Annotated in this window: 20 protein-coding genes; 9 read left to right on the top strand and 11 right to left on the bottom strand. The window is 67.7% G+C overall.

Annotation, left to right across the window (positions count from 1 at the left end; all coding sequences use genetic code 11):
* Nucleotides 1-50: 50 nt before the first annotated feature.
* The gene (locus CAL11_RS01115; RefSeq protein WP_086091890.1) at nt 51-2,315 is read left to right on the top strand and encodes a TonB-dependent receptor domain-containing protein; all 2,265 of its coding nucleotides are present in this window, start codon (nt 51-53) and stop codon (nt 2,313-2,315) included.
* Between the two features lie 85 nt (nt 2,316-2,400).
* Here the strand turns inward: CAL11_RS01115 and CAL11_RS01110 are convergent, their stop codons facing one another.
* Together CAL11_RS01110 and CAL11_RS01105 are read right to left on the bottom strand one after the other, a co-directional pair.
* Nucleotides 2,401-3,378, bottom strand: a complete 978-nt coding sequence (locus CAL11_RS01110) for a Bug family tripartite tricarboxylate transporter substrate binding protein (RefSeq protein ID WP_086091889.1) — start codon at nt 3,376-3,378, stop codon at nt 2,401-2,403.
* Nucleotides 3,379-3,416: 38 nt separating this feature from the next.
* Nucleotides 3,417-3,902, bottom strand: a complete 486-nt coding sequence (locus CAL11_RS01105; RefSeq protein ID WP_050458109.1) for a MaoC family dehydratase — start codon at nt 3,900-3,902, stop codon at nt 3,417-3,419.
* Between the two features lie 202 nt (nt 3,903-4,104).
* On the opposite strand from CAL11_RS01105, the gene fabG reads away from it, so the two are divergent.
* From fabG to CAL11_RS01065, 8 genes are all read left to right on the top strand, one after another.
* On the top strand, nt 4,105-4,851 hold the full coding sequence (gene fabG, locus CAL11_RS01100; protein ID WP_033454206.1) for a 3-oxoacyl-ACP reductase FabG: 747 nt from the start codon (nt 4,105-4,107) through the stop codon (nt 4,849-4,851).
* A 25-nt stretch (nt 4,852-4,876) separates the two neighbouring features.
* The gene (locus CAL11_RS01095; RefSeq protein WP_086091888.1) at nt 4,877-6,073 is read left to right on the top strand and encodes a CaiB/BaiF CoA transferase family protein; all 1,197 of its coding nucleotides are present in this window, start codon (nt 4,877-4,879) and stop codon (nt 6,071-6,073) included.
* A 27-nt stretch (nt 6,074-6,100) separates the two neighbouring features.
* The gene (locus CAL11_RS01090) at nt 6,101-7,354 is read left to right on the top strand and encodes a thiolase family protein (RefSeq protein ID WP_033454207.1); all 1,254 of its coding nucleotides are present in this window, start codon (nt 6,101-6,103) and stop codon (nt 7,352-7,354) included.
* A gap of 31 nt (nt 7,355-7,385) precedes the next feature.
* Nucleotides 7,386-8,249: a MaoC/PaaZ C-terminal domain-containing protein gene (locus tag CAL11_RS01085; protein WP_086091887.1), complete on the top strand. Its 864-nt coding sequence runs from the start codon at nt 7,386-7,388 to the stop codon at nt 8,247-8,249.
* 28 nt (nt 8,250-8,277) lie between these two features.
* The gene (locus CAL11_RS01080) at nt 8,278-9,423 is read left to right on the top strand and encodes a CaiB/BaiF CoA transferase family protein (protein ID WP_086091886.1); all 1,146 of its coding nucleotides are present in this window, start codon (nt 8,278-8,280) and stop codon (nt 9,421-9,423) included.
* A 55-nt stretch (nt 9,424-9,478) separates the two neighbouring features.
* Nucleotides 9,479-10,348, top strand: coding sequence for an IclR family transcriptional regulator (locus CAL11_RS01075; RefSeq protein WP_086091885.1), 870 nt, complete (start codon nt 9,479-9,481; stop codon nt 10,346-10,348).
* Nucleotides 10,349-10,496: 148 nt separating this feature from the next.
* Nucleotides 10,497-11,468: a VOC family protein gene (locus tag CAL11_RS01070; protein WP_244172893.1), complete on the top strand. Its 972-nt coding sequence runs from the start codon at nt 10,497-10,499 to the stop codon at nt 11,466-11,468.
* A complete protein-coding gene (locus tag CAL11_RS01065) occupies nt 11,456-12,355 on the top strand; it encodes an alpha/beta fold hydrolase (RefSeq protein WP_086091883.1) in 900 nt (299 codons plus the stop codon). The genes CAL11_RS01070 and CAL11_RS01065 overlap by 13 nt, the downstream gene beginning before the upstream one ends.
* Before the next feature lie 66 nt (nt 12,356-12,421).
* Here the strand turns inward: CAL11_RS01065 and CAL11_RS01060 are convergent, their stop codons facing one another.
* The 9 genes from CAL11_RS01060 to CAL11_RS01020 all read right to left on the bottom strand — a co-directional run bounded on the left by CAL11_RS01060 (nt 12,422) and on the right by CAL11_RS01020 (nt 22,304).
* The gene (locus CAL11_RS01060; RefSeq protein ID WP_086091882.1) at nt 12,422-13,393 is read right to left on the bottom strand and encodes a PDR/VanB family oxidoreductase; all 972 of its coding nucleotides are present in this window, start codon (nt 13,391-13,393) and stop codon (nt 12,422-12,424) included.
* Nucleotides 13,390-14,610 carry a Rieske 2Fe-2S domain-containing protein gene (locus tag CAL11_RS01055; RefSeq protein ID WP_244172892.1) on the bottom strand — a complete coding sequence of 407 codons (1,221 nt, stop codon included), beginning with the start codon at nt 14,608-14,610 and terminating at the stop codon, nt 13,390-13,392. The genes CAL11_RS01060 and CAL11_RS01055 overlap by 4 nt, the downstream gene beginning before the upstream one ends.
* Nucleotides 14,611-14,716: 106 nt before the next feature.
* The gene (locus tag CAL11_RS01050) at nt 14,717-15,838 is read right to left on the bottom strand and encodes an ABC transporter substrate-binding protein (RefSeq protein ID WP_086091880.1); all 1,122 of its coding nucleotides are present in this window, start codon (nt 15,836-15,838) and stop codon (nt 14,717-14,719) included.
* Nucleotides 15,839-15,969: 131 nt separating this feature from the next.
* Nucleotides 15,970-17,652, bottom strand: a complete 1,683-nt coding sequence (locus CAL11_RS01045; protein WP_068927492.1) for an ABC transporter permease — start codon at nt 17,650-17,652, stop codon at nt 15,970-15,972.
* A gap of 5 nt (nt 17,653-17,657) precedes the next feature.
* Nucleotides 17,658-18,776 (bottom strand): ABC transporter ATP-binding protein, encoded by a 1,119-nt coding sequence (locus tag CAL11_RS01040; protein ID WP_015064851.1) that lies wholly within the window; start codon nt 18,774-18,776, stop codon nt 17,658-17,660.
* Nucleotides 18,777-18,786: 10 nt separating this feature from the next.
* The gene (locus CAL11_RS01035) at nt 18,787-19,950 is read right to left on the bottom strand and encodes a Gfo/Idh/MocA family protein (RefSeq protein WP_015064850.1); all 1,164 of its coding nucleotides are present in this window, start codon (nt 19,948-19,950) and stop codon (nt 18,787-18,789) included.
* 28 nt (nt 19,951-19,978) lie between these two features.
* Nucleotides 19,979-20,656, bottom strand: coding sequence for an RraA family protein (locus CAL11_RS01030; RefSeq protein ID WP_086091879.1), 678 nt, complete (start codon nt 20,654-20,656; stop codon nt 19,979-19,981).
* 33 nt (nt 20,657-20,689) lie between these two features.
* A complete protein-coding gene (locus CAL11_RS01025) occupies nt 20,690-21,475 on the bottom strand; it encodes an SDR family oxidoreductase (RefSeq protein WP_086091878.1) in 786 nt (261 codons plus the stop codon).
* Between the two features lie 10 nt (nt 21,476-21,485).
* A complete protein-coding gene (locus tag CAL11_RS01020; protein ID WP_086091877.1) occupies nt 21,486-22,304 on the bottom strand; it encodes an aspartate dehydrogenase in 819 nt (272 codons plus the stop codon).
* Between the last annotated feature and the right edge of the window lie 101 nt (nt 22,305-22,405).

Raw genomic sequence — 22,405 nt, 5'->3', positions numbered from 1 at the left:
GTTTCTTGCAAACCGTTACCGCCCTGGCCGCGGTCTTTCCTTGATTCCCAATGCCTGAACAGAAAAGCAATTACCGCTCCGGGGGAGCGCAGCGTCCCGCACATTCATCCAAACGCCAGCCAATCCTGCGCCACGTGCCGCTGGCCCTGGCGATTGCCGCGCTGGGCACCGCCCAGGCCCAGACCGCCAGCCCCCAGGAAGACACTCTGGGCATCACGCAGATGGACACCGTGGTGGTGACCGCCTCGGGGTTCGAACAGGAAATCAAGAACGCGCCGGCCTCGATCTCGGTCATCACCCGCGAGCAGCTCGAAAGCAAGCCCTTCCACAACCTGGCCGACGCGGTCGCCGACGTCGAAGGCGTGAGCGTCGAACGCGGCGGCAAGGCCGGCGGCATGAACATCAGCATCCGCGGCCTGCCCAGCGACTACACCCTGGTGCTGGTCGACGGCAAGCGCCTGAGCCAGAACAGCTCGGGCGCCCGCCCCAACGGCTTCGGCGACGTGGACACCAACTTCATCCCGCCCATGTCCGCCATCGACCGCATCGAAGTCGTGCGCGGCCCCATGTCCACCCTGTACGGCTCGGACGCCATGGGCGGCGTGATCAACATCATCACCCGCAAGGTGGCGCGGGAATGGACCGGCCAGATCACGCTGGACGGCACCGCCCAGGGCGACAACCGCTACGGCAACAACTACGGCTCGTCGTTCTACCTGAGCGGCCCGCTGCAGACCGACAAGCTGGGCCTGTCGCTGCGCGGCGGCCTGTACCGACGCCTGAGCGCGCACGGCAGCTACCCGGCCAACCAGGCCGAGTACGACAGCGGCGACTACTCCGGCGACATCGCCAGCTTCAGCGGCCTGGGCGACAGCCTGCAGCGCAACGTCGGCCTGCGCCTGGCGCTCACGCCCAACCGCAACCACGACATCCTGTTCGATGTCGACGCCAACTGGCAGACCTTCGACAACGCCAACGGCGAACTCGGCACCCTCAACGCCGACGTGGCGCCCAACCGCCAGGGCGGCGGCTATGAACCCGAGATGAAGTTCAACCGCCAGCGCTACGCCCTGACCCACCTGGGCCGCTACGACGGCGCGATCAGTTCCGACACCAGCCTGCTGTACGACACCACCGAGACCATCGGCCGCACCAACCCCATGAGCACGCCGCGCCAGCCGAGCGACGGCGAAAAGCGCGACCTGGAATACGAGAACTGGGTGTTCGACACCAAGTGGACCATGCCCCTGTTCAATGACCGCCACAACCTCACGATGGGCGGCCAGTGGCGCGAGCAGAAGTTCAAGGACACCCTGGTGAGCGCGCCCCTGAACCTGCGCCAGTACCAGTGGGCCCTGTTCGCCGAAGACGAATGGCGCATCGTCGACGACCTGGCCCTGACCATGGGCGCGCGCTATGACCGCAACGAGCAGTTCGGCGGCAAATGGAGCCCGCGCGGCTACCTGGTCTGGAACGCCACGCCCGCCTGGACCGTCAAGGGCGGCGTCAGCAAGGGCTACAAGACGCCGGACATCAACCTCATGACCGACGGCATCATCGGCCTGGGCGCGCAAGGCACCATGCCGCTGCTGGGCAACTCGCAGCTCAAGCCGGAATCCAGCACATCGTCCGAACTGGGCGTGCTGTTCGACAACGGCGAAGGCCTGTCGGGCAACCTGACCGGCTTTCACACCAAGTTCAAGGACAAGATCGACACCCAGAACGTGCCCAACTGCCTGGCCGCCGGCGGCCCCGTGCCGGGCTGCCTGGACCTGGGCGTCTGGGAGCGCAACGGCGTGCCGGTGGCCAACTTCTCGCAGCGCGTGAACGTGGACACCGCCACCATCCAGGGCTTCGAGCTGGGCGGGCGCATCCCGCTGTTCGAAGGCTGGTCCTTCAGCGGCAACTACACCCTGACCGCCAGCGAAATCACCTCCGGCGCCAAGCAGGGCCAGCCGCTGGGCTCGCAGCCCCGCCACAGCCTGAACCTGGGCCTGAACTGGCGCGTCAACGAACGCTTCAACGCCTGGGTGCGCGGCGAGTACCGGGCCAAGCAGTTCAACGACATGAACTGGGAAAAGGAACAGGTGTTCTACAGCCCGTACTGGCTGGCCAGCCTGGGCGGCTCGTACGTGGTCAACAAGAACGTGACCCTGTCGGCCTCGGTGTACAACCTGTTCGACAAGAACTTCGTCAACTACGGCCCCACCAAGATCGGCGCCAGCGCCCCCACGGCCGCCACCTCGTGGAGCAACTCGTACCGCCAGGTGCTGGAAGGCCGCCGCCTGTGGGTGTCGGCGAACATCACGTTCTGATCCCGCATGGCCTGCGCCCGCCGCCGCGCGGGCGGCAAAGGAAAAGCCGGCTTGCGCCGGCTTTTCCAGCCTGCGCCGGCGCGCCCTACTGAGGTTGCAGGCCGGCATCCTTGACGATGGCGCCCCAGCGCGGCAGCTCCTCGCGCAGCATGGCCTCGAAGCCCTGCGGCGTGGTCGTATGCGCGACCACCCCGAGACTTTCCAGTTTCTCGGTGACTTCCTTTTCCTGCAGCACGGCGTTGAACACGCTGTTCAGCTTCTGCACCACCGCCGGCTGCGCGCCCTTGGGCAGCAGGAAGCCGATCCAGACATGGGCCGGAACGGTGCCGAAGCCGCTTTCCTTCATGGTGGGCACGTCCGGGAACAGCTTGAGCCGGTCCTCCGAGCCGATGGCCAGCGCTTTCAGCTTCCCCGAGCCGACGAACGCCTGCACGGCCGGCACCGTGTCGAACGCGATGTCCACCTGGCCGGCCAGCAAGTCCGTCATGGCGCGCGCGCTGCCCTGGTAGGGAATGTGCTCGATGCGCAGGCCGTTCTGGTGCTTGAGCGTTTCCATCGCCAGGTTGGATGACGTGCCGGTGCCGGGGCTGGCGTAGTTCAGCTTGCCCGGATGCTGTTTGGCATAGGCCACCAGGCCGGCGACATCCTTGAACGGCATGTCCGGACGCGCCACCAGCACCAGCGGCAGGTCCGCCACCAGCCCGACCGGCGTGAAGTCGTCCGGCGTCTTGTAGTTCACCGTCTTGTAGAGGAAGTGGTTGGTGACGGCCGCGCCGGTGGCGGCGATGGTCAGCGTATAGCCGTCCGGCGCCTGCCGCACGAACGAGGACAGCAGCACGCTGCCGCCCTGTCCGGGCTTGTTCTCCACGATCACGGGCTGGCCCAGTTTGGCCGCCGCGCGCTCGGCCAGCAGGCGCGCCACCGTATCGGTGGCCTGGCCCGGGGGAAAGCCCAGCTGCAGCGCGATCGGTTTCCGGGGATAGGCGTCGTTGGCCGTGGCCCCCGCCAGCGGGGCCGCGAGGATGAGCGCCGCGCCGATCAGGCGCACTACGGATTGCTTCATGTCTCTCTCCTTGTACTGGTATGTGCGTGCTTGCGCCGTTATTCAGGCCGGCGCTTCTTCAGCAGATAGGTCTGCGACCCTTCCATGACGGTTTCGCCTTTCTGGTTCACCACCAGCGTCTTCATCCGCACGGTGCCGGTCGTGCGGCCGGGCTTGAGCTCGTCGATCTCGAGCGAGCAATACAGCGTGTCGCCCACGAAGACGGGGCCGACGAAGCGCGAGCTCTGCTCGATGAAACCCTTCATCGACGCCTCGGTCATGTGCGGGAACAGGCCCGCGCCGGCCGCCGTCTGGATCGCCACCTGGAAGCCGTGCGCCAGCATGTGCGGCATGCCGTGCGCGCGGCAGTACTCGACGTCGTAATGGATGGGATGGTTGTCGCCGCTGGCCAGCTGGAACGCCGCGAACAAGGCGTCGGTCATGGTGCGCGAGGGCAGGACGAAACGCTCGCCCAGCTCGAAATCCTCGAAGTAGCGTTGCTCGCACATCTGGTGCGCGGTGGGATCAAAACCAGGGGTACTCATGGGCGTACGCCTCCTTTCCAGCGGGTTGCAGTGGCGCCAATGTACATTACGGAAATTGTTTTCGCAATTACACGAAACGACCTTTTCAGGGTAAACACTCAATAAATCTTCGCCGGTATTGTGCCGGCATAGCACCTTCATATATATTGCGAAAACAATTTCTGCATAATTGATCCGAATCGGAAAGGCACAGGAGGCAAGCATGGATCTGGGTTTGAAGGGCAAGGCCGCCATCGTGACCGGCGGCGGCAGCGGCATCGGCGCATCGATATGCGCGCACCTGGCTCGCGAGGGCGTGGCGGTGGTCGTGGCCGACATCAACCTGGAGGCCGCCCAGGCCCAGGCGGCCGCCCTCGCCGGCGACGGGGCCAGCGCCCAGGCGTGCCAGGTGGACGTCACCGACGAGGCCTCGGTGCGCCAGCTGTACGAGCAGGCCGCCGCCTGGTACGGCGGCGTAGACATCCTGGTCAACAACGCCGGCTTCACCCGCGACATGCGCATCGCCAGGATGGGCATGCAGGACTGGGACAGCGTGGTCGACGTCATCCTCAAGGGCGCGTTCCTTTGCACCCGCGAAGCGGTGCGCCATTTCGCCGAGAAGAACTGGGGCAGGATCATCAACATTTCCTCGCGCGCCCACCTCGGCAACGCCGGGCAGGCCAACTACTCCGCCGCCAAGGCCGGGCTGATCGGCTTCACGCGCGCGATGGCGCTGGAACATGGCCGCTTCAACGTGACGGTCAACGCCGTCGCCCCCGGCATCATCGATACCGAAGCGGTCAAGCGCCTGCCCCACTACGAGAAGATCCGCGACGCGGCCAAGGCCACCACGCCCATCCCGCGCATCGGCCATCCCGACGATGTGGCCAGCGTCGTCACCTTCCTCGCCTCGGAGCCGGCCGGCTACCTGACCGGGGACGTCATCCATGTCACCGGCGGGCGCTACTGACGCCGCCTCGAGAGGAAACCCCGATATGTCCATCAAACCCCTGGCCGGCGTCCGCATCCTGGATTTCAGCAAAGTGCTGGCCGGTCCCATCTGCACCCAGGCCCTGCAGGACCTGGGCGCGGAAGTGACCAAGGTCGAATCGTGCGACAGCGGCGACGACACGCGCGGCTGGCCGCCTTTCAGGGAAGGCGAAGGCGCGGTGTTCCTGTACGCCAATCGCGCCAAGCGCAGCATCGCGCTGGACCTGAAGTCCGATGACGCGCGCGCCGTCATACGGCAACTGGTCGAGAATGCCGACGTGGTCGTGGAGAGCTTCGGCCCGGGCGTGGCCGAACGGCTGCGGATCGACTACGACACCCTGAGCGCCATCAACCCGCGCCTGGTCTATTGCAGCATCTCCGGCTATGGGCGCAGCGGCCCGCTGGCGCACGGCAAGGGCTACGACATGATCCTGCAGGCCTTCGTAGGCATGTGCTCGATCATGGGCGAGCAGGGCAGCGGCCCGGTGCGCGCGCCGTTCTCGCCCATCGACCAGGGCACCGGCATGCAGGCCACCAGCGCCATCCTGGCCGCGCTCATGAACCGCGACCGCACCGGCGAGGGCTGCCATATCGAGGCCTCGCTGTTCGACACCGGCATCTTCTACCTGGGCTATATGTTCCAGAGTTTCTGGGAACGCGGCACCGAGCCCCAGCGCTTCGGCTGCGCGCACGAGTCGCTGTGCCCCTACGAGGCTTACCAGGCGCGCGACAAGCAGATCCTCATCGGCGTGGCCAGCGAGGCGCTGTGGCGCAAGCTGTGCGACGTGCTGCAACTGGCCGACATGAAGGACGACCCGCGCTTCGACATCAATGCCCGGCGCGTGGCGCACCGCGAGCTGGTCGCGCAGCGGCTCAACGCCGTGCTGGCGGGGCAGGACGCCTCCCACTGGCAGGACCTGCTGGTGGAGAATGGCATCCCGTGCGCGCAGATCAATTCCTTCGCCGACGCGCTTTCCCACCCGCACACGATCGCCAGCGGCATCGTGGCCGAGGTCGACAGCGAGCGCTACGGCCCCATGCGCACGGTCGGCCAGCCGGTGAAGTTCAACGGCCAGCGCAATTTCGCCGACGCGCCGGCGCCGGCGCACGGCGAGCATACCCGCGCCGTCCTCGAAGGCCTGGGATACAGCGAGGCGCAGATCGAGGCCATGCGCCAGCGCGGAACCATCAAGATTTCCTGAGCCCACCGAACACAGAGAGAAAGAACAATGAGCGAGACGTACATCGCGGGCATCGGCATGACGCCCCTGGCCAAGCACCTGACGCTGAGCGTCAAGCAGCTGTCCGCCATGGCGATAGACCAGGCCCTGCAGGACGCCGGCATCGGCAAGGACGCCGTGCAGGCGGCCTGGTTCTGCAACACGCGCCAGGGCGCGCTGGAAGGCCAGCACGGCGTGCGCGGGCAATGCTCGCTGCGCGCCTACGGCTTCGAGGGCATCGCCATCTTCAATACCGACAACGCCTGCGCCAGCTCCAGCTCGGGTCTGATGCAGGCCCACGCGGCCGTCAAGGCCGGCCTGTACGACGTGGCCCTGGTGGTGGGCGCGGAGAAGATGAACTACCCCGAAAAGCGCAAGGAGATGTTCGAAGCCTTCAAGGGCAGTTGGGACCGCGACCTGGCCGAGCAGCACATGCAGGCGCTGCTGGCCATGGGCGAAGGCATGGACCTGCCGCCCGAGGCCCTGGCCGACACCGGCGAACGCTCCGTCTTCATGGACATCTACGCCGCCCAGGCGCGCTTTCACATGAAGACCTTCGGCACCACGCAGCGCCAGATCGCCGCCGTCGCCGCCAAGAACCACTGGCATTCGCAGTTCAACCCGCTGGCGCAGTACCGCACGCCCATGACGGTGGAGGAAGTGCTGGCCGACAAGCTGGTGGCCTGGCCCATGACCCGCTCGATGTGCGCGCCGATGAGCGACGGCGCGGCCGCGCTGGTGGTCGTGTCCGAAAGCGCGCTCAAGCGGCTGGACGCCCGGCGCGCGGTGCGCATCCGCGGCCTGGCGGCCAGCAGCGGCTCGCAGCGCAGCGCCGACCAGGTCGAGCGCCACCTGACGCGGGTCGCCGCGCTGCGCGCCTACGAAGTGGCCGGCGTGGGGCCGCAGGATATCTCGCTGGCGGAATTGCACGATGCGTCGGCCATCGCCGAAATCCTGCACACCGAGAATTGCGGCTTCTGCGACTACGGCGACGGCGGCGCGCTGGTCGAGAGCGGCGCCACCCGCCTGGGCGGCCGCCTGCCCCTGAACGTCTCCGGCGGCCTGCTTTCCAAGGGACACCCCATCGGCGCCACCGGCGCGATCCAGGTCCACGAGGTCGTGACCCAGTTGCGCGGCGAGGCCGGCCAGCGGCAGGTGCCGGGCAACCCGCGCCTGGGCATGACCGAGAACGGCGGCGGCTTCTACGGGCTGGAGGAGGCGGCCTGCGTGGTCGGCATCTTCGAAGCGCCGTCGCGCCACTGAATCCGCCACGCCGACCAGGAGCCGCACACCGATGGCCATAGACCGCGACCAGCTGTTGAACTGGACGATACCCGACGTCCGCCATACCTATACCGAACGCGACACCATGCTGTATGCGCTGGGGGTCGGAATCGGCGACGACCCGCTGGCCCCGCAGACACTGCGCTTCGCCTTCGAGCGCGACCTGCTCGCGCTGCCGACCATGGCGGTGATCCTGGGCTACCCCGGGTTGTGGATGCGCGACCCCGCGCTCGGCCTGCAATGGCGCAGGATGCTGCACGGCGAGCAGGGCATGGCCTTGTACCGGCCGCTGCCGGTGGCAGGCACGGTCATCGGCCGCACGCGGGTCACCGAGGTCTACGACCGCGGGCCCGGGAAGGGCGCCGTGGTCCATGCGCGGCGCGACGTGGTCGACGCGGCCACCGACGAGCTGCTGTGCAGCCTGTTCGCCACGTCCGTGCTGCGCGGCGATGGCGGGTTCGGCGGACCGCCCGCGCCGCCGCACCGCGCGCCCGCGCTGCCCGAGCGCGAACCGGACCGCGTCGAGGATATCGCCACGCTGCCGCAGGCGGCCTTGATCTATCGGCTCTCGGGCGACTACAACCCCTTGCACGTCGATCCGGAGCTGGCGGCGCAGGCCGGCTTCGAGCGCCCCATCCTGCACGGCCTGTGCACCTTCGGCCTGGCCGGCCGGGCGCTGCTGCAGGCCGCCTGCGGCCACGATCCGCGGCGGCTCACCGGCATGAACGCGCGCTTTTCCGCGCCGGTCTTCCCCGGCGAGACCCTGCGCACGGAAATCTGGCTGCAGGACGACGGCAACGCAATCTTTCGCACCAGCGCGCTGGAACGCGGTACTGTGGTGCTCAACAATGGACAAGCCAGGCTGGCGACCTGATCCGCCGGCGGCATACGAGGAGAATGCGATGGGTCCCCTGGCAGGACTGAAGGTGGTGGAGTTCCCGGCGATCGGCCCGGCGCCGATGTGCGCCATGCTGCTGGCCGACATGGGCGCGACCGTCATACGGCTGGAGCGGCAGCAGCCCTCCGCCGACCTGGGCGTGGAGCGCCCGCTCAAATACAACCTGCTGCTGCGCAACCGGCCCGGCATCAGCGTCGACCTCAAGGCGCCCGAGGGCGCGCAATTCGCGCAGGCGCTGCTCGAATCGGCCGACGTGCTGCTCGAAGGGTTCCGCCCCGGCACCATGGAGCGCATGGGGTTCGGCCCGGACGCCTGCCTGCGGCGGAACCCCCGGCTGGTATACGGACGCATGACGGGCTGGGGGCAGACCGGCCCCTACGCCGCCATGGCCGGGCATGACTTGAACTACATCGCCATGACCGGCGCGCTGGACGCCATCGGCAGGAAGGGCCAGCCGCCCACCCCGCCGCTGAACCTGGTGGGCGATTTCGGCGGCGGCGCCCTGTACCTGGCCATGGGCGTGCTGGCCGCCGTCTTCGCCGCGCGCGGCACGGGCAAGGGCCAGGTCGTCGACGCCGCCATGGTGGACGGAGCCGCCTCGCTCATGACGCCGTTCTTCGGCATGGCCGCCGCCGGCCTGTTCAACGCCGAGCGCGGCACCAACGTGCTGGACTCGGGCGCGCCGTACTACGACGTGTACCGTTGCGCCGACGGCAAGTATCTCTCCATCGCGCCGATCGAAGCGCGCTTTCGCAGGATCTTCTTCGAGAAGCTGGGCCTGGACGCGCCGGCCGGCGACCAGCGCGCCGACTGGGATGCCCTGCGCGAGGCCATCGCCGCGCGCATCGCCACCCGCACCCAGGCGCAATGGTGCGAATGCTTCGACGGCACCGACGCCTGCGTCGCCCCCGTGCTGTCGATCGCCGAGGCCCCGTCGCATCCGCACAACCAGGCCCGCGCCACCTTCCTGGAAATCGATGGCGTGGTGCAGCCCGCCCCCGCGCCACGCTTTGGCGCCACCCCGCTGGCCACGCCGCGCCCGCCCGAACCCGCCAACAGCCGGTTCGAGGAGTGCCTGGGCGCATGGGGGATGTCCGAGTCCGACATCGCGCGCTGGAAGAACAGCGCCGCCATAGGCGCGGCCCGCTAGGCGGGCCGCCACAGGGCCTCTGCTAGACTCCTACGCCAACGATTCGGGAACCCCCATGAGCAAGACAGATCCCACCGTCCAGGGCAAACGGCGCCGCAAACCGATGGAGACCTCCTCCGCCGGCGCGGCGGTCGCGCGCGACGACCTGAAAGACAGCACCGACCGGCAGTTCGTCGTGGCCCTGGCCCGTGGCCTGGACATCCTCAAGGCGTTCCGTCCGCGCGAAGGCCCGCTGGGCAACCGCGAACTGTCCGAGCGCACCGGCATGCCGGCGGCCACGGTCTCGCGCCTGGCGTACACCCTGTGCCGGCTGGGCTACCTGGAGTTCAATCCGCGCCAGGAGAACTACGAACTGGGCAGCAGCACCCTGGCGCTGGGGCAGGTGGCGATGGCGCGCCGCAATATCCGCAAGGTCGCCGCGCCGCTGATGCAGCAGCTGGCCGACAGCACCAACGGCAACGTCGGCCTGGGCATCCTGCACAAGCGCATGATGCTGTACATCGAGACCTGCGAGGGCTCGGGCCTGATCGGCCTGCGGCTGTTCAACGGCTCGCGCATTCCCGTGGCCACCACGGCCATGGGCCGCGCCTATCTCGCCTGCATGGAAGAAGCCGAGCGCGAAAGCCTGCTGGAGGAATTGCGGCCCCAGTTCGGCGCGGACTGGCCGACGGTGCTGGTGGGCGTGCAAAAGGCCATGCGCGACATGGAGCGCGACGGCTTCTGCACGTCGCTGGGCGAATGGCAAAGCTACATCCACGGCGCCGGCACCGCGCTGCGGCTGTCCGACGGCAGCCTGTACGGCATGAACCTCGGCGGCGCCGCCTACCTGCTGCCCGAGCGCGAGCTGACCGAAGTCTACGGACCGCAGCTGGTCGAAGTGGCCGAGAAAATCCGCAAGGCCATGAGCGTGCCCGACGAGGCCTGACCCCCCGGCGCCCGGCCGGGCGCCGCATGGCGCTTGCGCTGTGCTCAAGCATGGCGTGCAATAAAATCGTTTGTCGCTGTCCCCTTGCAAGCCTAGATTGCTTGCTGACCCAATCGCCTTTTTTCAATCAGTCCTAAAGGTTGTCAGCATGCAAGAGCTGTCGCAAGACGCGGGCGCGAGCACCGTCGACGCCCCCTATTTTTCCCCCCGCCGCCTGGGCCACGTCAATCTCATCGTCCGCGACACCGACGCATCGATGCGCTTCTACCAGGACGTCGTCGGCTTCGAAGAGGTGTACCGCGTGCCGGCCATCGGCGGCGGCTTTCTCAGCAACGGCAACACGCACCATGACATAGGCATGGTGCAAAGCTCCGGCCCCTCGGGCAAGGGCCGCCCGCCGGGCCTGAACCACCTCGCGTTCGAGCTGGAAACCGAAGTCGCGCTGGTCGAGGGCTACGACCGGTCGCGCCAGGACGGCCTGGCGTTCGAACGCACCCTGGACCATGACATCGCGCACTCGGCCTATTGCGCCGACCCGGACGGCAACTCGTGCGAACTGTATGCCGACGTGGTGCGCGAATGGCGTACCGCGCGCACCGGCGAGGTCACCAAGCCCAAGCCGGCATGGTGGCCGGGCAAGACGCCCCCCAACCCGCACCACAACTATCATGCCGAACCGCCATTGCGCCAGGTCGCGCACGCGGCGTTCCATCCCTTGCGCACGCAGCATGCCACGCTGGTGGTGGCCGACCTGGACGAGAGCATCGCTTTCTACACCCGCCGGATAGGGCTGGCGCTGCGGGCGCAGGGCGACGGCTACGCGCTGCTGGGCGGACAGTGCGGCCGGCGCGACGTCGCGCTGGTGCAGGCGCGCGGCCAACTGAGCCCCGGCTACCATCACGTGGGCCTGGAAGTCGCCGACGCCGGCGAACTGCTGCGGGCGGCGCAACGCTGGCGCGAGCAGGGCGGCCAGGTGGCGCGTCTCGTCGAGCACCCCTTGCGCACGGCGGTGTACATCGCCGATCCGGATGGCCTGCTGCTGCAGTTCTTCGCCGACCACGGCGCCGACCACGCCGCCTGGCGCCACCTCGATCGGGAGCAAGCCCTGTGGATCGTGTGAACGCGCCGGCCGGCGGCGCGCAGCCGGTCAGCCTGACCGCGTACGCCACGCGCCAGTACGCCGACATACTCGGCATACGGACCGCCTACTATCGCTCGTGCGCCCGCCCGCGGCCCGGCCAGCCCGCCATCGTGCTGGTGCATGGCGGCGCGCCGGGCGCCTCGGCCGAACTCAATTGGTTCCGCAACTTCGCGGTGCTGGCCGCGGCCGGCTACGACGTGATCGCCTACGACCAGCCGGGCTTCGGATACAGCAGCCAGCCCGCCGACCACGGCATCGACTTCCGCTACCAGCACCTGGTCGCCACCTTGCAGGCCCTGGCGCCGGACACCGTGCACCTGGCCGGCAACTCCATCGGCGGCCTGCTGTGCAGCCTGTACGCCCTGCGCCGGCCCGCCGCCGCCCCGCGGGCGCGCTCGCTGATCCTGGCGGCGCCGTTTCCCTATTTCGACCCGCCGGCGGCCGTCAACGACAGGCTGCTGGCGCATCGCGGCCGCCTCGGCTCGATCGAACCCACGTTCGAAAGCATCCAGGCGCTGTGCATGAACACGTTCAACCAGCCCGCGCAGGTCACCGACGATGTGGTGCGGCTGCGCCTGGAGATGCTGGCGGGCGAGCGCTGGGATGCGTACAAGGCGCGGGCCGGCGCGTCGCGCGAATTCGAGCGCGCCGACGTGCTGGGCAGGCAGCTCGATACGCCGACCCTGCTGGTGTGGGGCGTGCAGGACCGCAGCCTGCCTTGCGAAATCGGCATCGAAGCGATGCAGCACATCAGCCGCGGGCAGTTCGTCTTCCTGACCCAGTGCGGCCATTGGCCGCAGACCGAGCACGCCGACGCATTCAACCGCCTGGCGCTGGCCTTCCTGGACGAGCACGGCCGCCCCTGAGCGCGCCGCCGCGAAACGCACGGGCCGGCATAAGCCGGCCCGTGCGTTTCGCGGCCCAACGGCCCGCTACAGGCCCAGCACCAGCCGCTTGCTGCGCGAACGCGAGCAACACGGCAGGAACTGGTCGTTCCTGCGCTTTTCGTCGTCGGACAGATACATGTCGCGGTGGTCCGGCTCGCCGTCCAGCACGCGCAGCAGGCAGGTGCCGCAGATACCCTGCTCGCACGACGTCTCGACGAACACGCCATGGCGCGCCAGCGCCTGCACCACGCTCTCGTCCCTGCCGACCGCGAACACCTCGCCGGACGAGGACAGCTGCACTTCGAACCCCTCGTCTCCCGCCAGGGCGGCGTCGCCGTCCTGCGGATTGGAAAAGCGCTCGTAGTGGATGCGGGCCTCGCTCCAGCCCTGGACGCGCGCCTGCGCGATCACGGCTTCGATGAAGCCGCCGGGACCGCACACATACAGGTGGGTGCCGGGCTCCTGGCGCGCCAGCACCTGCGCGATATCCAGCCGCTGCGCCGGCGGGCCGTCGTCGGTGTGGATATGCGCCCGCGCCGCCAGGCCAGGGGCCTGCAGCCGCTCCAGGAACGCCATCCGATCGCGCGAACGGCCGCAGTAATGCAACGCGAACCGTCCGCCGCGCGCGGCCAGCGACTCCGCCATGCACAGGATGGGCGTGATGCCGATGCCGCCGGCCAGCAGCAGCGAGGGGCCATCGGCATCGGCCAACGCAAACAGGTTGCGCGGCGCGCCGATCTCGATCACGTCGCCCACGTCCAGCACATCGTGCACCGCCCGCGATCCCCCGCGCGAGGCGGGTTCGCGCAGCACCGCGATCTGGTAGCGCGCCGCCGGTCCGCCGTAGCGGCACAGCGAATATTGCCGGCTGATGCCGTTGCCGACATGGACATCGACATGGGCACCCGGCGCATAGGCCGGCAAAGGCTCGCCGTCCAGGCTTTCGAGCTCCAGCACGCAGATGTCGCGCGCCCCGGACTGCTTGCCCGCGATACGCACCGCCAGACGCTCGCTCATTGGGGCACTTGCTCCTGCGTCGCCTTGGCGTCGGGAACGGCGGGATAGCTCAGGCTTTTCAGGAAGTCCGCCAGCTCGCGCGTCTCGGCCACCGTATCGACGGGTGCCATCGAGAAGACCGTGCCGTCGCGCACCAGCGCCCGGAACTTCTGCAACGCCTCCGGGCTGGCCATGAAATCCAGCACCTTGCGGCGCGCCATCACGATCGCCAGGTCGGCGCTGACCAGCTTCTCCTTGGTCCGGTCGGCGATGCGTCCCATGCCTTCCTGCATGGCGCGATCCTGGTCGTTGACGCCATGGATGCCCGTGGTGGACGTGCCCTTCTGCGCCTCCCGGTTGACCAGGTAGTCGTTGCGCCGATTGCGGATCGGCGCCCAGGTGTCGATGATGGAGCCGTTGTTGAGCTCGACCGGGCCATAGCGGTACTCGGGCGGAAACGAAATGCCGCGCTCGACGAACTCCAGGAACGCCTGCGGCAGTTCGCCGTCCAGCACGTAGTTGAAGTCCCAGCAATAGGTGTTCTCGTCGTCGATCGGCACCCAGGCCCGGCCGCCGATGGGCCAGGCCGCGCTGGGAATGACCGAGAACATGGGGGCCATCCATTGCGTGACGCGCCAGTAGAAGCGCTCGTCGGCGCGGCGCCGCGCGATCGACATGAATCCGATGGGCGTTTCCTCGACGTTCAGTTCCGGCCTGGGATCCTTGTAGGTGTAGGTGCGGTGCACGCGGTCGGACGCCACGCCTTGGTCCGACTTGTGCAGCGTCGATACGTGCGAGCTGTCGATCTCGCCTTCGGCGCCCTGCATCCAGTTGGTCTCCTGCACCCAGACGCTGGCCAGCCGCTGCGTGTCCGGCAGGTCGATCCATGGAAACCGCGGCAGCTCGGGCGCCGGCCCGGTGCCCATGTAGATCCAGACGATGCCGGCCTTTTCCTGCGCCTGATAGGCAGGCAGGTGCATTTTCTGACACAGGTTGGAATTCTTCTCGCTGGGCATCTCCAGGCACTGGCCGTCGCGGCCATACAGCCAGCCGTGGTAGGAGCAGCGGATGCCGCGTTCCTCGACCTTGCCGAAGAACAGCGGCGCGCCCCGGTGCAGGCAGTGCGCATGCGTGATACCGACCTGGCCGCTGCCGTCGCGAAACGCGATCAAGTCTTCGCCCAGCAGGCGCAGCCGCACCGGCGCGCGGCTGCCCTCGGGCAGCTGGGACGACAACACAGCGGGCAACCATAATGAGCGGAAAAGCTCGCTGCCCGGCGTGCCGGCACCCACCCGGCACAAACGCTCATTATTTTCCTTGGTCAACATGACGTTCTCCTTTGTGCTACTTTCCCGCGACGCTGGCCACTGCACTCATGATCTGCTTGGCCGCGACTTCGCTTTGACGCAACTGCTCCTCGGTGCGGACCTCGACGACCTTGACATCAGGCATCATGGCCTTGATTTTCTGTGTCGTGGCCGAATCCGGATCGTGGAACAGCGACAGATACTCTTCCTTTTCCTGGATTTCGGCCCCCTCGGTGGCCAGCCACGCCAGGAACAGCTTGCCCAGGTTGGGCTGGGGCGCGCCCTTCAACATGAACATGAACAGCGGGCCCACCGGCATGGTGGCCAACGGCGCCCACTCGATCGGCGCGCCCTTGCGCTTCTGCGCCTCGGCCAGGGCCGTATAGCCCGACACGCCCAGCGCCACCTCGCCGTTGGAGATCGCGCCCACCACCGCCGGCGGCCCCGGCTTGAAGCGCGGCTTGTTGGCGATCAGCTTGTTGGTCAGCTCGACCGCCTTGTCCACGCCGATGTCCACCGCCAGGATGTCCAGCGGCGGCGGCGTATTGTTGGCCATGGCGAAGCGGCCCTGCCATTTCGGCTCGGTCAGCTCCCATATATCCTTGGGCACCTCGCCGGGCTTGACCAGGTTCTTGTTGTAGACCATGACATACTGCACGTCCCATTGCCGCAGCATGCGCTTGCGGTAGGACGGCAGCACGCCGTCGACCGCGGCCACCTTGACCTTGGGGAACATCTCGCCGAAATCGCCGACCCAGTCCACTTCGGCGTCCAGCCCGTTCCTGGCGAACCAGTTCTCGTACGTGTTGTAGCCGTAGCCGCCGATGGCGCTGGGCACCGCCAGGCCGGCCGTGGCCTGCTGGTGCACGCGCGGCGCCGATACGGTCGACGTCAACGGGGTCCACTCCCAATTCACGTCGATGCCGAAGCGCTTCTGGAACGCCTCCATGATACGGCGCTGCGCCTGTTCCGACTTGGGCGAACTGACCATGATCACGAACGGCCCGGCGGCGGCTTCCTTGCGCGCCGCCTCGACGATGGCCTGGTTGTCCGCCGCCTGCGCGGCAAATACGGCGAGCGACGACAGCGCCACCGCCGACAGCCACTGCCCGCCGCGCTTGATCGCGGTCCTCCTGGAACTGCACGTCTTGTCTTGCATTGCCTGTCTCCTGGTCGTTGTTTTACGTCCGGGGCCTTTTGTTTTCATGGAAAGCCCCGTCGGATTACTACTCTAGGAACTGCCGCCTCGCCGGACAAACGATTTCTCCGTCGCTCATGCATGACCTGTGCTCAGCTATTGCGCTCGTCGACCCGCGCCATGTACACCTGCAGGGGCATGACCACCGCCGCCAGCAGCACGATCAACACCACCGACAGCGCCGCCGCGCCCGGCACATCGGGATAGCCCCACAGCAGCCACAGCGCCGAACTCAGCATGGCCGTCTTGGTGGTCAGGAATATCAGCGGAATGCCGACGTCGCGCATGCCATGGGCAAAGACCAGCAGCCACCCGTTGAAGATCTGCGTGCGCAGGATCGGAACCAGGACGCGCCACATGATGCGCAACCGCCCGACCCCGCTCAGGATGGCGGCGCGCTCGATATCGGGATGCACCTGGATCAGCGCCGCCGAGATGACCCGCGTGCCGAACACGAGATTGACCACGACCTGCGCCAGCAGGATGGCGGCGATCGTGCCGTAGATGGGCGTGCGCACATACAGCAGCAGCACCGCCAGCCCCAGGACGATGTTGGGAATCGCGATCGGCAGGAACGACAGCACATCCAGCCAGCGGCACCAGCGGTTGACCGGACGCACCGAGACGTACGCGACCAGGAAGCTGACGCAGATCGCCAGGGTCGAGCCCAGCACCACGACGATGGCCGTATTGGACAGGCTGCGCTGGAACAGCGCGGAGGAAAACAGCTGGCGGTAATTGTCGAACGAGACATTAGCCAGCGCCTCGATCGAGGGCAGCGTGTAGAACGGCAGCAGGCTGGCCCACAGCAGGATCAGCACCGGCATGAAGGCCAGCAGGAAGAACGCCACCGCGTAGCCATGCACGGCATGCCGGCGCCAGCCCAGCTCGCGCGCCACCAGCCGGAAGTTCTTGCCGCCGATGACGGCGAACTTCTCGGATTCGCGGGTCAGGCGCTGGTACAGCAGCACCAGGAACAGCGCGATCACAACCAGCACGATTCCGAACGCCGCGGCCAGGTTGTAATCGGGCGCGCCCAGCTCGGCCGTGCTCAGCAGGTAGATGCGGGTGCTCAGGACCTGGATGCCGCCGGTCAGGCCGATGGACAGCGGAATCTCGAAGACCTGGATCATGATCATCACCGTATAGATGAAGACCGACAGCAGGCCGGGCAGCAGGATCGGACCGACGATGCGCAGCAGGATGCGCCAGGGAGACACCCCCGCCAGCGTCGCCGGGAACTCCAGCTTGTAGTCCATGTTCCGGATGATGCCGGACAGCATCACGTAAATGGTCGGCGTCAGCAGGAAGCTGCTGACCAGCACCATCATGCCCAGGCTGTAGATATTGATCGGGCCGTTGTGCGTTTCCAGGTCGAACCAGGTGCGCAGCAGATGATTGATGTAGCCGTTGCTGGGGTTGAGCAGCAACACCCAGCCGAAACCCTGGATGAGCGAGGGCAGCGACAGGGTCAGGATCATCAACACCCGCACCGTGACTTTGTAGCGGAAATCCGTGCGCTCGGTGATCCACGCCCATAGCGTGGCGAAGAACGTGGCGATCGCGATCGTGCCGCCCACGTAGATCACCGTGTTGGATATCAACTGGCCCAACCCGGGCTGGCTGGCCAGGTTGACGAAGTTCTCCAGCGAGAACCCCGCGGGATCCAGCCATAGTTTGCCCTGGGGACGAAAGGCCGTCAGCAGCAGGACCAATACGGGCAGAACGGTCAGCGACACCACCAGAAAGCTGACCAGGCCAAAAATGGCGACCATGCTGACTACTCCTCGATGCAGTGGATTTTCTCAGGGGGGTAGTGCAGCTCGACGTGGGTGGCGCCCGTGTCCATGGCGCGCGCATTCACGTACGCGGACACGGCCTGGCCGGGATCGGCCGGCGCGCGGCACACGACCTCCATGCGCTCGCCCAGGAAAACGCAGCGCTCGACCGCCAGCGCATACCGGTTCGGCCGGTCGCGCGGCCCGTCGGCGGCAACCAGCTGGAAATCCTCCTGCCTGAGCACCAGCGTGGCCTTGTCGCCGGCCTTCAGCGCCGCATCGCGCCGCGGGAAGACCACCGGCCCCAGCGCGCAGCGCGCCAGCACGTCGCCCGAGCCCGCATCGACCTGCTCGACCGTCGCCTCCAGCAGATTCGGCGCCCCCATGAACTGGGCCACGAAGCGCGTTCCCGGCTGGTAGTAGATCTGGTGGGGCGTGCCGATCTGCTCGATCCTGCCTTCGCTCATCACGATGATGGTGTCCGACATCGCCAGCGCTTCCTTCTGGTCGTGCGTGACGTAGACCGTCGTGATGCCTTCCCGGCTGACGACGTCCCGGATCTGCTTCTGCATGGCGTCGCGCAGGTTAGCGTCCAGGTTGGACAGCGGCTCGTCGAGCAGGATCAGGCTCGGGCTTTGCGCGATGGCGCGCGCCAGCGCCACGCGCTGCTGCTGTCCGCCGCTGAGCAGGGGCGCCGGCCGGTCGGCCAGGTGCGCCAGGTGGACCTTCTCGAGCGCGGCGTCGGTGGCCTGCTCCAGCTCGGCGCGGCCGCGGCGGCGCTGGCGGCCGTTGAGCAGCGGGAAAGCGACGTTTTCGCGCACGGTCATATGCGGCCAGATCGCGTAGCTCTGGAACACCATCGAGATGTTGCGCCCGGCCGCGGGCACGTACACCGAGGTGCCGCTGTCATAGACGGTACAGCCGCTGATGTCTATCCTGCCGCCCGAGGGCTTGTCCAGGCCTGCCAGCATGTTGAGCAATGTCGACTTGCCGCAGCCGCTGGGGCCCAGCAAGGTGACGAAAGCGCCCGCCGGCGCTTCGAACGACACGCCGCGCAAGGCCTGGTGGTGCTCGCCCCGGCGCGTGTACCCTTTGGTGAGATCGGTGACTCGAAGACCCATGGTTGCCACCTCAGCGCTCGACCTGCCTGCCGGTCGCGCTGGATTCCAGCACGGCCAGGCACACTTCCAGCGTGTCCTTGCCCCAGCGCGCGTCGCGCAGCGCCGGCGCCACGCCGGCGATGGCATCGCGCAATTCGTCGATCGTGTCGCCCTGGCTGAACGGTCCGCGGCCCGTGATGGCCGGCACCTCGCGCACCCCCTCGTCGCCGTAGACCAGCACCCCCTCGGGCGAGGCGCGCAGGTCGGCGTGCTCGCACGTCACCAGCATCACGCCGAAGTGCGGCTGCTTGCGGTCGGTGTTGCCGGACTCCATCGACTTCGAAATCGGGCCGCCGAAGCCATAGCGGGCACGGCGCAGCTCGGCCTCGTCGCCCTGCAGCTGTTGCAGCACCTTGCGCGCGCCGCCGTGGTTCGGCTTCTTGGCACGGCCCCCTTCGGCCAGCCAGAAATGCATTTCGTCGCTGTCGAAATGGTCGTACCCGCTGTACACCATCACCGCGCAGGCGCCATCCTCCAGGGTCAGCATGGCGGCGCAATTGCCTTCGGTGGGACGCTTGGGGTCGAGCCGGCCGGTCATGGCGCGCACCGCGGTGATGCGCTGCCCCGTGACGGTCTTGATACTGTCGATCTGGTGCGGCAGCTGGTTGTAGATGATGCCGCCGCCCTTGCTGGTGTCGAGTTCCTCGGGCCGGCGCGGGCGGTACAGGAAGTCCGTGTAGTTGAAGCAATTGAGCATGGACACGCGCCCCACGCTGCCTTCCTGGACGATGGCGCGCAGGGTGCGCACCACCGGGTCGTGGCTGCGCGACGTACCCACCACCAGGTGCACGCCGGCGCGCTCGACCGCCTCGATCATGCGATCGGCCTCGTCGCGGCTCAGCGTCAGCGGCTTCTCGACGATGATGTGCAGGCCCTGCTCGCTGGCCTGCACCACATGCTCGCAATGGAACTGGTGCGGGGACGCGATATACACCGCGTCCATCTGCACGTGCCGCATCATCTCGGGCAGGGTGGCGAACACGGGGATCCCGTACTCCTTGCCGAACCGCTCGCGCACGTCCTCGTTGGGATCGCAGGCGGCCACGATCTGCGCATCGGGATGCTGGCGCATCGCCGGCGCCATCAGCACCGATCCCGCGAAACCCAGGCCGCAAATTCCGAATCGTATTTTCATTTTCTGTCTCCTCCGTGGTTGCCGGCGGCTATACGTGGCCGTATTGTTCGAGCGCCTGGGCCAGCGTCAGCCCCTTGGCGAGATCGATCCGGATCTGCCGTTCGGTGTCGGTCAGCTTCTCGGCCTCGGCCAGCACCTGTTCGACCACTTCCATGGGAATGACGATCGCCCCGTCCTCGTCGGCCAGGATGAAATCGCCGGGCCGCACCTGTACGTAGGTCGACGTCGCGCCGCGCAGGTAGACCGGCACCTGGCTGTCGGTCACCTTCCAGCGTCCGATCGACTGCACCGGCGTGCGGTACCGGGCGTACACGGGGAAGCCGTGCTCGCCGATCCAGCGCACGTCGCGGATGCCGCCGTCGACCAGCGCGCCCACGCAGCCGCGCTCCTTCATGCCCAGCGCGATCAGTTCGCCGAAATAGCAGATACCGTCCCCGTCGCCGCTCCATACGCTGATCTCGCCTTCCGAGATGCCGTGGCATGCCTGCATCTTGGCCGCGTCGCCGCCCAGCGGATAGGGCGTCATCTGGCCGCGTATCGTGTAGGCCCAGCCCGCCAGCCGGCCGCCGTCGGCGGGGTAGGGCGAGAATTCCTGGGCCAGGCCGCAGTCCAGATAGCCGAGGGTATCCAGCACATCCGCCACGTTGGCGGTGTCGACCGCCGCGAACCGTTGCCGGATGTCATCGCGCTGCGCTTTCGAGAACATGTCTTGCTCCTGTAATTTCGGTTTTGCTGCAGATCAGATGCCGGGAATCAATCCGCCATCCACGCGTACTGTCGAGCCCGTGATATAGGACGCGGCCTCGCTGGCCAGAAAGGCGACCGTGTCGCCGTATTCCTGCGGACGCCCGTACCGGCCGGCCGGGATGCTGTCCGTGCTGGCGTCCACGATCTCGGCCAGCGCGCGGCCCTCCCGGCCCGCCTTCGCCTCGTCCAGCTGCTGGATGCGCCGCGTCGCGATCCGGCCCGGCAACACCACGTTGGCCGTGATGCCGGCCGCCGCCACCTCGCGCGACAGCGTCTTGGACCAGCCCAGCAGGGCGGCGCGCAAAGTGTTGGAGATACCCAGGTTGGGAATCGGCGCCGCCACGCCGGACGACGCGCTGGTGATCACCCGCCCCCAGCGCGCCCGCCGCATGCCGGGCAGCACCGCGTCGGTCAGCCTGATCACGCTGGCCACCATGGCGCGAAAGTGCTTTTCCCAGTCGTCCGTGTGCACGCCCTGCGCCAGCGTGGGCGGCGGACCGCCCGTGTTGTTCACCAGGATCTGCACGTCGCCCCAGTGCGCCGCGATCCGCGCCACGCGCGCCTCGGTATGGTCGAGCTCGGACAGATCCCAATGCATGGGCATGGCCGTTCCGCCGGCCGCCTCGATCCGGCTGGCGGCCCGCCTGGCGGCGTCCATGTCGATGTCGGCGACCACGACCCTGGCGCCCTCCCTGGCCAGGCTGTCCGCGATGGCGCCGCCCAGGCCGCCGCCGCCGCCCGTCACCAGTGCAATCCTGTTTGCGATACCCAAGTCCATGGCGCGCTCCTCAGGTGCCGACGCGCACCGGCGCGGACATCTTGCGCAGCATGGCCATGACGCTTTGCGCGGTAATGCGTCCGGTCTTGGGGTTCTCCGACGGGATGTTCTCGATCGTCATGCGCAGCAGCGCGGCATCGGACACCACTTCGATCGTGTGCGTATTGCGCACCACGCCAGGGTCGGCCCACACTTCCAGCTGCGTCTCGTCAGGACCGATACCGGCCAGCGACAGCGCCACGGCCACGTTCAGGTTGGCCGGAAATCCGCGCGCCGCCGCGCGCGCCGAGCCCGAGTACAGCAGCAGCGGCTCGGTCAGCCCTTCGATGTTCAGGTTCCGCTCGGCCAGGATGGGCGCGCCCTTGAAACCGATCGGCGGCTTGCGCGAAACCATCTTCACCGACTCGATGCGGCCTTCGGCCGCCGCCGTCACGGCATCCAGGCCCAGCAGGGCGCCGGTGGGCACCAGGATCTGCCCCTCGCTCGATCCGGCCTTGCGAAACAGGTCCGGAAACTCCAGCAGGGCGCCGACCGACAGCACGATGACTTTCTTGCCGGCGTCGAGCACCGGCTCGACGATCTGCGGCAGGATGGCCGCCGGCGCGCACTCGACCACGATATCGGCGTGGCGCGGCAGCTCGTGCAGCGGCACGGCCGGCACCGGCCGGGGCAGCGATGCGATGAAATCGGCGGTCTTGCCCGGGTCGCGCCCGCTGACCGCGCTGAGCCGGCAGCCGGCCACTTCGTTGCGCGCCAGGCGATTGGCAAGCGCCTTGCCGATCGCTCCTAGCCCCGCAACCGCGACACCCAACTCCTCTCTACTACTCATTGCTTTCCTTTTATTCATCTATAAAATGGGCGGAACGCTACGTGAAGGAATGTATGCGGCGGCAAATAGGGCGACAAACGATTTGTTCTCGGCCCAGGCAT

It is taken from the genome of Bordetella genomosp. 6 (assembly GCF_002119705.1).
In the GTDB taxonomy this organism is placed as follows: Bacteria; Pseudomonadota; Gammaproteobacteria; order Burkholderiales; family Burkholderiaceae_B; genus Bordetella; species Bordetella bronchiseptica_F.
Note: the sequence above shows the minus strand (reverse complement) of the source record. Positions and strands in the feature narration are given on the sequence as shown.

Excerpts from the sequence above, each read along its gene's own strand:
- CAL11_RS01090 (WP_033454207.1), top strand. The coding sequence starts at position 6,101 with ATGAGCGAGACGTACATCGCGGGCATCGGCATGACGCCCCTGGCCAAG.
- CAL11_RS01050 (WP_086091880.1), bottom strand. The coding sequence starts at position 15,838 with ATGCAAGACAAGACGTGCAGTTCCAGGAGGACCGCGATCAAGCGCGGC.
- CAL11_RS01070 (WP_244172893.1), top strand. The coding sequence starts at position 10,497 with ATGCAAGAGCTGTCGCAAGACGCGGGCGCGAGCACCGTCGACGCCCCC.
- CAL11_RS01040 (WP_015064851.1), bottom strand. The coding sequence starts at position 18,776 with ATGGGTCTTCGAGTCACCGATCTCACCAAAGGGTACACGCGCCGGGGC.
- CAL11_RS01085 (WP_086091887.1), top strand. The coding sequence starts at position 7,386 with ATGGCCATAGACCGCGACCAGCTGTTGAACTGGACGATACCCGACGTC.
- fabG (WP_033454206.1), top strand. The coding sequence starts at position 4,105 with ATGGATCTGGGTTTGAAGGGCAAGGCCGCCATCGTGACCGGCGGCGGC.
- CAL11_RS01020 (WP_086091877.1), bottom strand. The coding sequence starts at position 22,304 with ATGAGTAGTAGAGAGGAGTTGGGTGTCGCGGTTGCGGGGCTAGGAGCG.
- CAL11_RS01110 (WP_086091889.1), bottom strand. The coding sequence starts at position 3,378 with ATGAAGCAATCCGTAGTGCGCCTGATCGGCGCGGCGCTCATCCTCGCG.
- CAL11_RS01080 (WP_086091886.1), top strand. The coding sequence starts at position 8,278 with ATGGGTCCCCTGGCAGGACTGAAGGTGGTGGAGTTCCCGGCGATCGGC.
- CAL11_RS01105 (WP_050458109.1), bottom strand. The coding sequence starts at position 3,902 with ATGAGTACCCCTGGTTTTGATCCCACCGCGCACCAGATGTGCGAGCAA.
- CAL11_RS01045 (WP_068927492.1), bottom strand. The coding sequence starts at position 17,652 with ATGGTCGCCATTTTTGGCCTGGTCAGCTTTCTGGTGGTGTCGCTGACC.
- CAL11_RS01030 (WP_086091879.1), bottom strand. The coding sequence starts at position 20,656 with ATGTTCTCGAAAGCGCAGCGCGATGACATCCGGCAACGGTTCGCGGCG.
- CAL11_RS01075 (WP_086091885.1), top strand. The coding sequence starts at position 9,479 with ATGAGCAAGACAGATCCCACCGTCCAGGGCAAACGGCGCCGCAAACCG.
- CAL11_RS01060 (WP_086091882.1), bottom strand. The coding sequence starts at position 13,393 with ATGAGCGAGCGTCTGGCGGTGCGTATCGCGGGCAAGCAGTCCGGGGCG.
- CAL11_RS01025 (WP_086091878.1), bottom strand. The coding sequence starts at position 21,475 with ATGGACTTGGGTATCGCAAACAGGATTGCACTGGTGACGGGCGGCGGC.
- CAL11_RS01035 (WP_015064850.1), bottom strand. The coding sequence starts at position 19,950 with ATGAAAATACGATTCGGAATTTGCGGCCTGGGTTTCGCGGGATCGGTG.
- CAL11_RS01115 (WP_086091890.1), top strand. The coding sequence starts at position 51 with ATGCCTGAACAGAAAAGCAATTACCGCTCCGGGGGAGCGCAGCGTCCC.
- CAL11_RS01095 (WP_086091888.1), top strand. The coding sequence starts at position 4,877 with ATGTCCATCAAACCCCTGGCCGGCGTCCGCATCCTGGATTTCAGCAAA.